The sequence below is a fragment of the Mesorhizobium sp. M1403 genome (assembly GCF_040317695.1).
In the GTDB taxonomy this organism is placed as follows: domain Bacteria; phylum Pseudomonadota; class Alphaproteobacteria; order Rhizobiales; family Rhizobiaceae; genus Mesorhizobium.
Genome location: NZ_JAMYKY010000010.1, coordinates 154,476 through 167,297 on the forward strand (window position 1 = coordinate 154,476; position 12,822 = coordinate 167,297).

Here is a 12,822-nt window from a genome sequence, read left to right on the forward strand (position 1 = left end):
CTTTCTGTCAAAGCCGCTGCCGCTGAAAAGGATGGAAAATGTCCAGGACCAAGACCGCCGACACGATCGAAAACGTTGAATTCCCAAGCTTCGACGCTTCCAAGGCCACCGATCAGATCCGCGCCTTCGCCGAAAAGGGCGTCGAGCAGTCGAAAGAGGCCTATGCCAAGCTGAAGACCGGCGCCGAGGAGACCCAGAAGGCTCTGGAGTCGTCCTACGAGACCGCCAAGACCGTTTCCAGCGACCTGTCGCTCAAGACCATCGCCGCCCTGCGCGCCAATGCCGAGGCCGGCTTCTCGCATTTCGAAGCCCTGATTGGCGCCAAGTCGCTGTCGGAAGTCGTCGAGCTGCAGACTGCGTTCCTGCGCAAGCGCGTCGAAATGACCGTTGAGCAGGCCAAGGACTTCCAGGCGGTTGCTGCCAAGGCGGCTGAGGACGTATCCAAGCCGATCAAGACCGCCTTCGAGAAGGCCGTGAAAGAAATTAAGATCGCCTAATATTTGCACACAGTTTGACGATGCATCAAAAGGTCGCATTTCGTCAGACAAATAGATGTGCGATATAGTGGTTTAAGCGAATACCCGGCGGGTGGAACCTCCTCCCTCTGCTCACCGGGATAACCAGCCAGCACCTCCTCCCGCTGGCTCGTAACAGGAAAAGGCCGGCACCTCCTCCCGCCGGCCTTTTCTTTGTCCGGCGAAAAATGACGCTATGCCGGAGCGATCTTTTGCTTTGCCAAAAGCCTTGAATTAAACTCCGATAGCCCGTATGGACGCATCGCCGAACGACAGAGCGGGTCCCGGAGAATGAACGTTCCGTCTGGATATCGCTCGGGCAAGCGTGCCGTTGTAGCTCAGATGGTTAGAGCGCCGGATTGTGGATCCGGAGGTCGCTGGTTCGATCCCAGCCAACGGTACCATTCAGCTTTCAGCCAGGTTTCTGACCAATAGCGCCAAGCGATCTCTACGACCCTGGCGCGGTCACCTGCGATCCCGCCTGACGCGCACCGCGCAGGTGATCCACAAGGGCTCTCAGCTTCGGCGCGATATTCCGTCGGCTGGGAAAATAAAGATAGAAGCCCGCAAACGGCGGAAAATAGTCGTCGAGGATTGGCACAAGCTCGCCGCGGTCGATCCAGGGGCGGAATGTGTCCGCCATGCCGAACGTGATTCCGGCGCCTGCAACGGCCAGCCGGATCATCAGCCACATGTCGTTAGTGGTGATCTCGGGCGCAACCGCCACGTCGAACTCGCGCCCGTCCTCGCCAAACTCCCACCGATAGGGCGAAACTCCCGGCGCCGGCCGCCAGCCGATACAACGATGAGCCACAAGCTCGCGCGGATGGGCGGGTGCTCCGAACTTTTCGAGATAGCGCGGGGCGCAGACGGCCATCTGTCGCTGATCGCCCGATACCGGCACGGCAATCATGTCCTGCTCGATCACTTCGCCGAGCCTCACGCCCGCATCATAACCTTCGGCAACGATGTCGAATTCCTCGTCGGTGACCACGATATCCAGATGCACCTCGGGAAATCTTTCTGCAAAGGACGCCAGCAACGGCCCTGACAGAAACGTCTCCGCGATCGACGAAACCGCGATCCGCAGCCGGCCGCGTGGGCGGTCCAGAAACTCCGTGGTGGCTTCGATTGCCGCGTTCACGTCGGCGATCGCCGGTGCGACGCTCGCCAGCAGGCGCTCGCCCGCCTCGGTCAGATTTACGCTGCGTGTCGTGCGCTGCAGCAATGCGATGCCAAGGCGCTGTTCAAGCCTGAGGACGCTCTGGCTGACCGCCGAGCGCGTCACGCCCAGCCGGTCTGCCGCAGCGCGGAAATTGCGTTCCTCGGCCACTGTGACGAAGACGGCAATTGCATTGAGATCGACGTCCATTGGTTAGTAACGCTTACCATCGAGGTTAAGAGCGGGCGGGTTATCGTGACAATGCCATGGCTCTATCTCTGTCGCAACGGCAAGAAGGCTTGATCCTCCCGATCCAAGCCGATGCCGGCCGACAAAGGAGATAACCCATGACATCACTGCCTTCCTCCTGGAACCTGGATGGAAAAGTTGCCCTCGTGACGGGCTCGGCACGCGGCATCGGCCGCTGCACGGCGGAGCTGCTGCGAGTGCGGGGCGCCCGGATCGTGGCAAGCGATCTCAGCGAGACTGTACGCGAATTGGAAGCCGAGGACGTGGCAACGCTGGTCGGCGATGTCGCCGACGAGGATCTGGCCAGACGCTCGGTCGAACTCGCGGCGAGGCGCTTCGGACGACTGGACATCGTCGTGAACAATGCCGGTCGCACGCTCAACAAACGTCTGACGGAGACCTCGGTCGACGACTATGACCGCATCCTGCAGATCAATGCGCGCGGCAGCTTCGTCACCGCCCGTGCCGCGGTGGAATTGATGGCCGCCGGCGGTGGCGGCGCGATCGTCAACGTCTCGTCGATCTCGGCCGTCGCGGCCTTCGAGACGCAGGCGGCCTATGCCTCCTCCAAGGCGGCTGTCGCACAGCTGACCAAGGTGATCGCGATCGAATACGGGCGCATGGGCATTCGCTGCAACGCCGTTGCCCCTGGCGTGATCGAAACCGACATCATGGAAGGTGTGGTGGAGAATGGCCGGGAGATGCTGCGCAGCTTTGGCGATGCGCATCCGATCGGCCGGATCGGCCAGCCGCAAGAAGTTGCCGAGGCCATCGCCTTCCTAGCCTCGCCGGCGTCCAGCTTCATCACCGGGGCCCTGCTTCTGGTTGATGGCGGCTACACCGCCCAGTGACCCAAATAAGGCTGGCGTCCCGCGGGAGCTCACCCGCACGCCATCCCTTCACATCGTGAAAAGAACCAAAAGGATCATCTCGATGACCATGAACAAAGTTGTTCTGATCACCGGTGCCTCCAGCGGCATCGGTGCTGGCATCGCCCGCGAACTTGGCGCGGCAGGTGCAAAGCTGATGCTTGGCGCACGGCGCACCGACCGCCTTGAAGTCCTCGCAGCCGAAATCGAGGCAGCTGGTGGAATCGTTCGCGTACGAGCGCTCGACGTCACCAAAAGGGCGGATGTCGCAGCATTCGCCGATGCTGCGCGGGCCGAATGGGGCCAGGTCGACGTCATCGTCAGCAATGCGGGCGTCATGCCGCTCTCGGCCATGGCAGCCATGAAGGTCGACGAGTGGGAGCTGATGGTGGACGTCAACATCAAAGGTGTTCTGTACGGCGTCGCGGCGGTGCTGCCGGAGATGACGGCACGCGGCTCCGGGCATATCATCAATATCGGTTCCATCGGCGCACTGGCCGTCTCGCCCACGGCTGCCGTTTATTGCGCAACGAAATACGCTGTCCGCGCGATTTCCGTTGGGCTCCGCCAGGAGAGTGACGATATCCGCGTAACCTGCATTCATCCCGGTGTGGTGGAAAGCGAGCTGGCCAACACGATCACGGACGAAGCCGCTGCCGCCGCCATGAAAACCTGGCGTGCTATTGCCCTGCAACCCGATGCCATCGCCAGGGCAGTGCGCTACGCAATCGAACAGCCCGACGATGTCGATGTCAACGAGATCGTCGTGCGTCCGACGAAGGCGGCGCATTGATGCGATCCACTTTGGCCTCAATGCTTACGGGTATTGCCGTTGCTGTAGCCCCAACCGGCCTGACCCTTCCTTCAACTCCAATCCTTGCGGAGGAATCAATGACGCGCCAAGATCACCCCTATGTCGGAATGTGGGTCACCGAGGATCGCCATATCAGGCACGAACTCCTGCCGAACGGCCGTTATGACGAAGCGCGCGGTGACCGCGAGAGCGCCTATCGGGGACGCTATGAAGTGCAGGGCAACCACATAGAATACTGGGACGATGCGGGCTTCACCGCGGACGGTGAGTTCGTCGAAGGCGTTCTCTATCATGCCGGCATGATCCTTTATCGCCAGCGGTAGAGAGCCACCCTGAGACAAGCAATTCAGGGTTCCACAAGACGCTATTGCATGCCTTGCATGAGGCGCTCGGCAGTTTGCACCGCAAGGCTCGCCACACCACATATCTCCCAGCAAGCGCGGCGGAAAGAAGCAGGATCGCGGGCAGAGTCGACATTGTAAATGGTTGTCACTATATAGCGGCGGCTTTGACGGCTCGCCTTTTACCTGGTGCCGGCGAGTGCGCGGTAAATGTGCTAGCTATTGTGTTATCTATTGTGATCTAAAACGGCTTGAAAACCGAAAAAAAGCAAATAGAAACAATAGCGCGGGTCAAACGAGTTTCGTCGAGAGAATCAGTCCTCAAGAACCAGAACGTGCTCCTTGAACCCACCATTCCCTTCAGCTCTGTGGACCTCGGACAAGTTCGGCTTGCCGGGCGAAGCCGACTCGGCTCGAATGGCAGCACGCATCTTTTCGAAGATGCCGACGTTTATGATTACCAATCGGCATAGCCGCTAGGGAAACAGCAGTATGAGTGAACACGCGATCGAGTTCTTGCGCGGGTGGATTGGCGAAAAAGTCCATTGCCAGCCCTCGCCAGCCAGAATCGAGAAGCAGGCCGAGACCCTCGCCAGGGAATGTGCGGCCAAAGCTGCCGAAGCCGGCATACCCCTGGAGGATATCCAGGAAGAGGTCGGCGACATTCAGGAGCTCATTGCTTCGAGGCTCGAAGAGGCGGCCGAGGCCGATCAGGACGAGCAGAATTCCAACAAGCCTGCCGGCTGACGGATCGCCCCCGGCAAAACCTGCCGGGCGATTATTGCCTGTCTGATGCAGTTGCGCGGTCTTATCGCCGCGCAGCCTTGCCAAATCTCGCCTCGAGCCATGCTTTCGGCAACGCCGGCACGAAATTGCCGTCGCGCCCGGTCATGTCATCATTGGCGACCAGCGCGTTGAGGATGGCTTCCTCCACGCTCTGAACGACGGCGTCGAAGAACGGGTTGATGTCGGCATCCGGTATGTAGCCGGCGCTGACCAGCTTGCCGGCGGCGCCGCGCGCCGCATCGGCATTGGCCGTGCTGACGGCGAGAAAAATATCGCCGGATGAATTGTATCCATAGCCGCCGGTCAGCGCGACGCCGAGCGGCACGCGTTTCGCCAGTCTTTTCAACTGATGCGGCATGAATGGCGCATCGGTGGCGACGATCGCGATGATCGAGCTCTTTTCCGCTCGCGGCGTGTTGTCCCGGATCGCCGGTTCGGCGAGTTCCGCTCCGGCCCTGACGCCACGCACGACAAGGTTCCGCCGCGCACCGAAATTCGACTGGACGAAGCAGCCGATCGTGAAACGCTCTCCGTTCCAGTCGACGCTGCGCGAGGATGTGCCCGATCCCGCCTTGAAGCCAAAGGTGATCATGCCGGTGCCGCCGCCGACGCTGCCCTCTTCGATCGGCCCGCTTTCAGCCGTCTCGAGCGCCGAAAATACATGCTCGAAGCTCACATGGTGGCCGTTGATGTCGTTTAGAAAGCCGTCATAAGTCTCGCCCGCTACCGGCAGTGCCCAGGCGCTGTCGAGCGATTGCGGCAGCACCTTCTGCATCCAGCGCAGCGTTGCGTCGCGGCTGACGCCGCAGGAATGCGTGTTGGTGATGGTGATGGGAAGATTGAACGCTCCGAGTTCCTCTATCAGATGCGAGCCGGTCAGTTCGCCATTGCCATTGGCGCTGAACACGCCGGCGAACGCCGGTACGGCCAGTTCGCCCCTGGGCCGTGGCAGGATCGCGGTCACGCCGGTGCGTACCGGACCCTTGCCGACAACGAGCGGCCCGTCCCCTGAGATCAGCGTGGTATAGCCGACCGTCACGCCAGGCACATCGGTGATGGCGTTGAAGCGGCCCGGCGTGCCATCGAATGGGATCACGAAGGCGCGGGCGCGCGGTTTGCCCGAGGGCGTCGCAAGATGAGGGTCGGTCATTTCTTCCTCAGAAAAGCGAACCTTGGCCGCCCGGCGCCTTGAGCTTGGCCGCGGGCTTGGCAACCGTCTTCGGCCGCGCCGTGCCAGTGATGGCGACTGCATCCGCGGTGCCGTCGGCGAACTCCAGCGAAAGCGCCATTCCCGACACCACGTCCGCCGCATGCTTGACCACCGCGCCGTCCACATCCTTGACCAGTGCGAAGCCCCGCGCCAGCACGGCCTTGTGCGAGAGCGTCGCCAGCAACCGATCGGCCTGCGTCAGTTTTCCACGCAGACGGTCCAGTCGTCTCGAAATCGCGTGGTCCTGCCGTCGCGTCAGGGCCAGCAGGGCATCGCCTTGCAGTTTCTGCCGCCTCGCGATCGGCGCCGGTGACAGTCTGGCCGCCGTGCGCGAAAACCGCGCCCGACGCTCGCGCACGATGGCAAGGAACGCCGCTTGCGCACGGGCGAGGTCGCGGCGGGTCAGCGTGCGGGCTTCGTTCATGCGCCGCGACAAGGTGGCCGGCGTCAGCCGCTGCCCCAGAAGCCTGGCCCGCTTGCGCTCGACGCTGACCGACAGCGCCCGGCCAAGCCGGCTCGTCGCCTCGTCGAAGCGCCGCCGCGGCAGCGCCAGCAACTGGTCGGGCGAGGGCAGCGCACGGGCGGCCGCGCGCGCCGCCTGCCGCTTGCGTTCGAAATTGCGCGACACCGCGGTCTTCAACCGCGCGCTGAGGCCGGCAAGCGTCGCTTCGAGGTCGACCTTGACCGGCACGGCGATTTCGGCGGCGCCCGTCGGCGTCGGCGCTCGCACATCCGCCGCCAGATCGACCAGCGTCCAGTCGGTCTCGTGGCCGACCGCGGAAATCAACGGAATGGCCGAAGCGGCGACGGCCCGGGCGAGCGCTTCGTCGTTGAAGCCCCACAGATCCTCCAGGCTGCCGCCGCCGCGTGCCACGATCAACAGGTCGGGCCGCGGGATGGCGCCGTCCGATGGCAGTGCGTTGAAGCCGTTGACGGCAGCGGTCACCTCCGCTCCCGCCATTTCGCCCTGCACCCGCACCGGCCAGACGAGCACATGCAGCGGAAAGCGGTCCTTGATGCGGTGGATGATGTCGCGGATGACGGCGCCTGTCGGCGAGGTGACGACGCCGATGACGCGCGGCATGAAGGGCAGCAGGCGCTTGCGGCCGGCGTCGAACAGGCCTTCGGCCTGCAGCCGGCGCTTGCGCTCTTCCAGCAGCGCCATCAGCGCGCCGGCACCGGCCGGCTCAAGATTGTCGATGACGATCTGGTAGTTGGACTTTCCGGGATAGGTGGTCAGCCTGCCGGTGGCGATCACCTCCATGCCTTCCTCTGGACGGAATTTCAGCCGGCTCATCGTGGTCTTCCACACCACGGCGTCGAGCCGCGCGCGATCGTCCTTCAGGCAGAAATAGGCATGGCCGGAGGAATGCGGCCCGCGATAGCCGGAAATCTCGCCGCGCACCCGTACATTGCCGAAGACGTCCTCGACCGTGCGCTTCAGCGCGCCGGAAATCTCGCTCACCGTATACTCGGTGGCGTTGGTGCGTGATTCGGATGCTGTGTCGCTCATCGGCCGATTGGGGGACGGTTGTTGGCCGCCGTCAAGGCGCCTGTATCCGGCCGCGTGTCATAACGCGATCCCATCATCTCGCTACGGCCAAAAATTCGGCAGCCAGATAATCGCTGAACGCTCGAACTGCCGGCAACAGGCTGCGCCCCGAAGGCGACAGCAAAGTGATCCCAGCCTCTCCCGCCGTCCATTGCGGCAGGATGCGTTGCAATATGCCATTGCCTGTTTCGGCCTGGCAGAAATAGGCCGGCAGCGCCACGATCCCCAGGCCCGCGATGGCAGCCTGTTTCAGTGTTCCCAGATCGTCGCTGCGCAAGCGCGCCGTGAACGGCATCAGCACAGTCTCGCCGCCGGTGTTGCGCAGATTCCAGACCGCCCCGCCGGTCGGCCCGTTCAATGCCAGGCCGCCATGGCCGGCAAGGTCCTGTGGGCTTGTCAGTATGCCTGCGCCGGCAAGATAGATGGGTGCGGCGAAAAGATGCCAGGGCGTCGGCGCGAACCGACGCTGGATCAGGCTGGAATCGGGCAGCGGCTCGACATGGCCGCGAAGTGCAAGGTCAAACCCCTCGTCGACAAGATCCACATACCTGTTGGTCGCGTGCTGGATGATGTTTACCTGGGGAAACTTTAAAAGGAACCGGGGTAGCAATTCCGCCAGGAACGACTGCGCCATGCCGATCGAGCAGGTGAAGCGGACCGTACCGCTGGGCTCGGCCAGTCGTCGCGCCGCGGCGCCTTCGGCCGATTCCGCCTCGACCAGCATTCCCACAGCAAACTGATAGACCTCCTGGCCGATATCAGTGACGGCGAAGCTGCGGGAGGTTCGCTGGATAAGACAGACGCCCAGCTGCTTCTCGAGCTCGATGATGCGCCGGCTGATGTTGGACTTTGATCGTCCAAGCGCGTGGCTTGCGGCAGTGAAGCTCTGTTTCTCGACCACCTTCGCAAAATAATAAAGATCGTTAGATCCAGCACAGTCGCACATCGTTGCCAATAGAGGACGATACTTCCAATTCTATACCATTTTGGCTGTTTCGTCCAGATATTGCCTTGCCAATTGCCGCGCTGATCAGCAGGTGCTGGGCTCCATTTGGAAAAGGAATAGGCATGACCGACCAGTTGAATATGAGCCACCACTCGAGCGTGGCTGACGTATCGGCCCGACCACGGTTTGGTCTGGTTTTGACATTGCTGGCTTTTGCCCAGCTTATTATTTCGATCGACTACAATATCGTTTTTGTCGCTTTGCCCGAGATCGGCCTGGGCCTCGGCTTCTCGGCGCAGACCCTGCAATGGGTCGTGGGTGCGTATGCGGTTGCGTTTGGCGGCTTCCTCTTGCTTGGAGGCAGGGCATCCGACCTGCTTGGGCGGCGGCGAATGTTCGTTTTCGGGCTTGTCCTCTACGCAGTGTCTTCGCTGGTCGGCGGTTTCGCCACTTCGCCTCAGATCCTGATTGCCGCGCGCGCCGTGCAGGGCTTGGGCGGCGCTTTTCTTTTCCCGGCCACCCTGTCGCTGGTCAACACCACCTTCAGCGAAGGTCGCGAACGCAATATCGCTTTGTCCGTATGGGCCGGCTCTGGTGCCGGGGGCATGGTTCTGGGCTCGTTGCTTGGCGGCGTGCTGACCCAGGCATTCGGCTGGGAGGCGGTGTTCTTCGTCAACGTGCCTTTGGCCGGCATCGCGATCGTGGCGGCCTTTCCGGTGATTCTAGGAGACAGCGGGTACCAGTCAGGCGGCAAGTTCGATCTGCCGGGCGCATTGACGGCGACGGTCGGTACCACCCTGCTCGTTTTCACGCTCGTCCAGGGTCCAGAGTACGGCTGGGCCTCACAGGGTATTCTGGTCAGCGCTGCCGTTGGGATCCTGTTGCTGGCGCTCTTCGTGGCCATAGAGGCGCATAGCCGCGACCCGTTGCTGCCGCTGCGGCTGCTGGCCAACCGCAACCTCAGCACCGGCGTCGTCACCACATTCCTGTTCACCGCCACGTTCGGTTCTTTGCTCTATTTCCTGTCTTTCTACTTCCAGACAGTGCAGGGCTTCGGCGTTCTGCAGACTGGTTTCGCCTTCATGGCCCCGAGGTTGGCCGTCTTGTCGGGCAATGCGCTGAGCGGTCGGATGGCGACCCGTCTGGGTACACGAAACACGCTCGTCGTCAGCCTTGCGATCGGCGCGATTGGTACGGCGGGCCTGGGCATGGCCATGTCGGCGGACAGCACTTATGCCGACCTGGTCCCCGGACTGATTGTCTTCAGCCTCGGCGGCGGCATCACCTTTCCAACAATGTTCGCAGCCGCAGCCAAGGGCGTTGCCGCGCATGAGCAAGGCATCGCCTCAGGCATTGCATCCACGGGTCAGCAGGTCGGTAGCGCGGTGGGGCTGGCTGTCCTGGTAGCCGTTGCAAACGCCGGCACCGGCGGTTTGACAGGAGAAGCGCTGCGCGTCGCTACCGCTGAGGGTGTGCGGATGGCCGTCTATCTCGCCGCTGCCGGTACCGCGGCGATGATCCTCGTCGCACTGAATTTCCGTCGTCATTGAGCCCTAACTTGCATCGGCTCCGCGGTGGCAGGCCCCATGGCGCTATGAGACACGAAGCCCTACCAGCCCGGCAGGATCTGGTTCGGCTTGGTCCGCTTCATCTTCGCGAAGGCGAGGGCGGCGAAATCGAACGTGCCGGTCTCCTCGCCGAGCGGCACGGAAATATTGTCGAGGCTTTCCGAAATATGGCGGGCGAGCGCGTCGACGATCTCCGGCCGCGAGGTCTGGCCGCGCATGATGCCGATGCGGCAATCGGGCAGGGCGCCGAAACCGTCGGCCTCGCCCAGCACCCGCATGCCGGGCCGCAGCGCGCATTCCGGCAGCACCGAGATCGCCAGGCCGGAAAGCACCGCCGCGGCGATAACGGTGGCCGAGAAGCTGGTGAACAGGATGCGGTAGTCGCGGTTCTGCTGGTCGAGCACGTCGGCGGCGGCCCGCCGCCAGATGCAGTTCGGCCGGCCGAAGGCCATCGGCAGGATCGGCTGCTCATGCGTCGCATGATTGGCCGAGGTAACCCACAGCAGCGGTTCGCGCCGCACCACTTCCGATTGGCCGCGCGCGTCATTGTGCGTCACCAGCGCCAGGTCGAGATTGCCGCGCTTGATGTGTTCGACCAGTCCCGGCGTCGGTTCGCAGATAACGGTCAGTTCGACATGCGGGTTGGAACGGGCAAACCGCGCCATGATCTCGGGCAGGAAGCGATCGGCATAGTCGTCCGGCGTGCCGATGCGGATGGTGCCTTCGAGCCGGCGGTCGTCGAAGGCGGCCAGTGTTTCCTTGTTGAGATAGAGCAGCCGCCTTGCGTAGGAGAGCAGTCTGTCGCCTTCCTCGGTCAGCCGGTTGGTGCGGCCGTCTTTTTCGAACAGCGGCTTGCCGATCCGCTCTTCGAGCCGCCGCATCTGCATCGACACCGCAGACTGGGTGCGATGCACGGCTTCCGCCGCGCGGGTAAAGCTGCCGGTGTCGACAATCGAGATGAAGGTCTGCAACTGATCGAGATCGAGCGGCGCTTTCATCGGTCTAATCCATCATTGATGTTGATGCTAAAGATTAGAAACATTCGTTGGATTAATCAATCGCGCCGTGGCAAATTCCGACTGTCCACATGAAGGCATGTGAATCGAAGCCGGAACGGCCGCTGTCGCCAGCGCCCGATCGACTGGTTTCGCTCGTTCGAATGTGAAGGAGACCGACATGGCTACGTTTGATTTCGCTACCGAGACCTCGCGCATCACCTCGCGTCCGGCCGTTGCGACGCGCGTGGCCAATGCCGCTGCCAATGTTTACCGCGCCTGGAAAAACCGTCGCGCCTTTTATCGCCTCGGCGAGATGTCGGATGCCGAGCTCGCCGACATCGGCCTGACCCGCGCCGACCTGCACGTCGCTGTCGGTGTGCCCTTTGGCCGCGATCCGACCGAGAGGCTTCGCGTCATCGCGGTCGAGCGCGCCGAAACGATCGAGGATATTGCCCGCAAGGTGGCCTGATCGCACAAATTCGCGATTTTGGTCGCATTGAACCTTTTTGAGGCACGAAGCCACCAAGTTACGCAGGCTCCCCACTCCCTGCCGGATCCCCCCGGCCAGCCTGCGCGCTGCCCGGTCCTCCCAGGACCGGGCTTTCTTTTTTGGGCGGCACTGATGATTGGATGCCGGTGTCTAGTCTACCGCCGGCCCATACCCTGCTTGAACTGGTCGAAGATCGACTCCATGCCTTTCTGGTAGTCGTCGCGCTGCTGGGCACCCGTCTCGAACATCTTGCCGAACAGGTCGTCGAACGGATTTCTCGGCCTGCCGCTCGGATTGGCCTGCGGCTGCGGCGCCTGGGGCTGCTGGGGCGCCTGACGCGCCTGCGGCTGCGGTTGTTGCGCACCACCGCCGAACATGTCCTGCAGTACTTTGCCGAGCGGATTGTCACCATAAGGGTTCTGTGTCTGCTGGGGCTGGTTCTGCGGCTGCTGCGGCTGTTGCGCGCCGCCGCCGAACATGTCCTGCAGCACCTTGCCGAGTGGATTGTCGCCATAAGGGTTCTGTGTCTGCTGCGGCTGGGTTTGCGGCTGCTGCCCGCCGCCGAACATGTCCTGCAACAGCTTGCCGAGCGGGTTGTCGCCGTAAGGGCTCTGCGTCTGTTGCGGCTGCTGTGCGCCGCCGAACATATCCTGCAGGACCTTGCCGAGCGGATTGTCCGCCGGGCCTGCAGGCTGAGGGGCCGGCGCCTGGCTGCCGCCGCCCGCCTGCCGCATCATCTGCTCGATGAGCTCGCCGAGCGGATTGCCGCCGCCGGGCCCACCCCCTGCCGCATGCATCTGCCCGCCTAACTGGTTGGTGGTCTGCTTGAACAGCCCGCCCATCATCATCGAGGCAATTGCCGGCAGCATCTGCTGCAACACCCGCTGGCTGACACCGCTCGCCTGCGCGGCCTGGCTGGCGACGGCGCGTGACAGATCCTTCGAGCCGAACAAATGCCCCAGAATTCCGTTGCCTTCATCGAGGCCCTGCGGCGAGAAGGCCCGGCTTGCATCCTCGAAATATTTGGCGTGCTGGCCGCTGGCCATCGCCGTCATGAAGGAGCCGAGTCCATAAGGGTCCGCTGTGTTGCGCTTCAGCCCCTGCGAAAAGGCCGGCAGCAGCGCCGCGACCGCCGCCTGCGTCTGCTGCTGCGAAAGCCCGAACTGCTGGGCCAGCGCCTGCATGCCATTGCCGTTCTGGGCCTGTGCCAGAATATCGAACAAGGAAGGCATTGTTTTCTCCTCCGGCAAATCCTCGTTTGGAGAAGCCTAGTTCGTTTCCATCACTGATTGAAGCGAATTTGCCGGACCGTGGCTCATGCG

At 62.7% G+C, this 12,822-nt stretch carries 13 protein-coding genes and 1 tRNA gene; 8 read left to right on the plus strand and 6 right to left on the minus strand.

Annotated features, from left to right (window positions below; all coding sequences use genetic code 11):
* The first annotated feature begins 38 nt into the window (after positions 1-38).
* Both NKH01_RS18325 and NKH01_RS18330 read left to right on the plus strand, forming a co-directional pair.
* Positions 39-497 (plus strand): phasin, encoded by a 459-nt coding sequence (locus NKH01_RS18325; protein WP_353021527.1) that lies wholly within the window; start codon positions 39-41, stop codon positions 495-497.
* A gap of 345 nt (positions 498-842) precedes the next feature.
* Positions 843-919: transfer RNA gene (locus NKH01_RS18330), tRNA-His, on the plus strand.
* Positions 920-963: 44 nt separating this feature from the next.
* Here the strand turns inward: NKH01_RS18330 and NKH01_RS18335 are convergent.
* The gene (locus tag NKH01_RS18335) at positions 964-1,887 is read right to left on the minus strand and encodes a LysR family transcriptional regulator (RefSeq protein WP_353021530.1); all 924 of its coding nucleotides are present in this window, start codon (positions 1,885-1,887) and stop codon (positions 964-966) included.
* Positions 1,888-2,024: 137 nt separating this feature from the next.
* On the opposite strand from NKH01_RS18335, the gene NKH01_RS18340 reads away from it, so the two are divergent.
* From NKH01_RS18340 to NKH01_RS18355, 4 genes are all read left to right on the plus strand, one after another.
* Positions 2,025-2,777: an SDR family NAD(P)-dependent oxidoreductase gene (locus tag NKH01_RS18340; protein WP_353021533.1), complete on the plus strand. Its 753-nt coding sequence runs from the start codon at positions 2,025-2,027 to the stop codon at positions 2,775-2,777.
* Positions 2,778-2,859: 82 nt separating this feature from the next.
* Complete coding sequence (locus NKH01_RS18345) at positions 2,860-3,588, plus strand: SDR family oxidoreductase (RefSeq protein ID WP_353021536.1); 729 nt, start codon at positions 2,860-2,862, stop codon at positions 3,586-3,588.
* Positions 3,588-3,932, plus strand: coding sequence for an Atu4866 domain-containing protein (locus NKH01_RS18350; RefSeq protein ID WP_502912642.1), 345 nt, complete (start codon positions 3,588-3,590; stop codon positions 3,930-3,932). The genes NKH01_RS18345 and NKH01_RS18350 overlap by 1 nt, the downstream gene beginning before the upstream one ends.
* Before the next feature lie 510 nt (positions 3,933-4,442).
* On the plus strand, positions 4,443-4,697 hold the full coding sequence (locus tag NKH01_RS18355; protein WP_023719384.1) for a DUF768 domain-containing protein: 255 nt from the start codon (positions 4,443-4,445) through the stop codon (positions 4,695-4,697).
* Between the two features lie 61 nt (positions 4,698-4,758).
* On the opposite strand, the gene NKH01_RS18360 is transcribed toward NKH01_RS18355, so the two are convergent.
* The 3 genes from NKH01_RS18360 to NKH01_RS18370 form a co-directional block, all read right to left on the minus strand.
* Positions 4,759-5,886, minus strand: coding sequence for a DmpA family aminopeptidase (locus tag NKH01_RS18360; RefSeq protein ID WP_353021539.1), 1,128 nt, complete (start codon positions 5,884-5,886; stop codon positions 4,759-4,761).
* Positions 5,887-5,893: 7 nt separating this feature from the next.
* A complete protein-coding gene (gene xseA / locus NKH01_RS18365) occupies positions 5,894-7,459 on the minus strand; it encodes an exodeoxyribonuclease VII large subunit (RefSeq protein WP_353021542.1) in 1,566 nt (521 codons plus the stop codon).
* A 73-nt stretch (positions 7,460-7,532) separates the two neighbouring features.
* A complete protein-coding gene (locus tag NKH01_RS18370; protein ID WP_353021562.1) occupies positions 7,533-8,444 on the minus strand; it encodes a LysR substrate-binding domain-containing protein in 912 nt (303 codons plus the stop codon).
* Between the two features lie 122 nt (positions 8,445-8,566).
* Here NKH01_RS18370 and NKH01_RS18375 point away from each other — a divergent pair, with 122 nt between their 5' ends.
* Positions 8,567-9,994, plus strand: a complete 1,428-nt coding sequence (locus tag NKH01_RS18375; protein ID WP_353021544.1) for an MFS transporter — start codon at positions 8,567-8,569, stop codon at positions 9,992-9,994.
* A 59-nt stretch (positions 9,995-10,053) separates the two neighbouring features.
* Here the strand turns inward: NKH01_RS18375 and NKH01_RS18380 are convergent, their stop codons facing one another.
* Positions 10,054-11,010, minus strand: a complete 957-nt coding sequence (locus tag NKH01_RS18380) for a LysR substrate-binding domain-containing protein (protein WP_023716458.1) — start codon at positions 11,008-11,010, stop codon at positions 10,054-10,056.
* A 178-nt stretch (positions 11,011-11,188) separates the two neighbouring features.
* Between NKH01_RS18380 and NKH01_RS18385 the strand changes: the two genes are divergently transcribed.
* Positions 11,189-11,479 (plus strand): DUF1127 domain-containing protein, encoded by a 291-nt coding sequence (locus NKH01_RS18385; RefSeq protein WP_023716459.1) that lies wholly within the window; start codon positions 11,189-11,191, stop codon positions 11,477-11,479.
* 176 nt (positions 11,480-11,655) lie between these two features.
* Here the strand turns inward: NKH01_RS18385 and NKH01_RS18390 are convergent, their stop codons facing one another.
* Positions 11,656-12,732 carry a DUF937 domain-containing protein gene (locus NKH01_RS18390; RefSeq protein WP_353021546.1) on the minus strand — a complete coding sequence of 359 codons (1,077 nt, stop codon included), beginning with the start codon at positions 12,730-12,732 and terminating at the stop codon, positions 11,656-11,658.
* Positions 12,733-12,822: the final 90 nt, after the last annotated feature.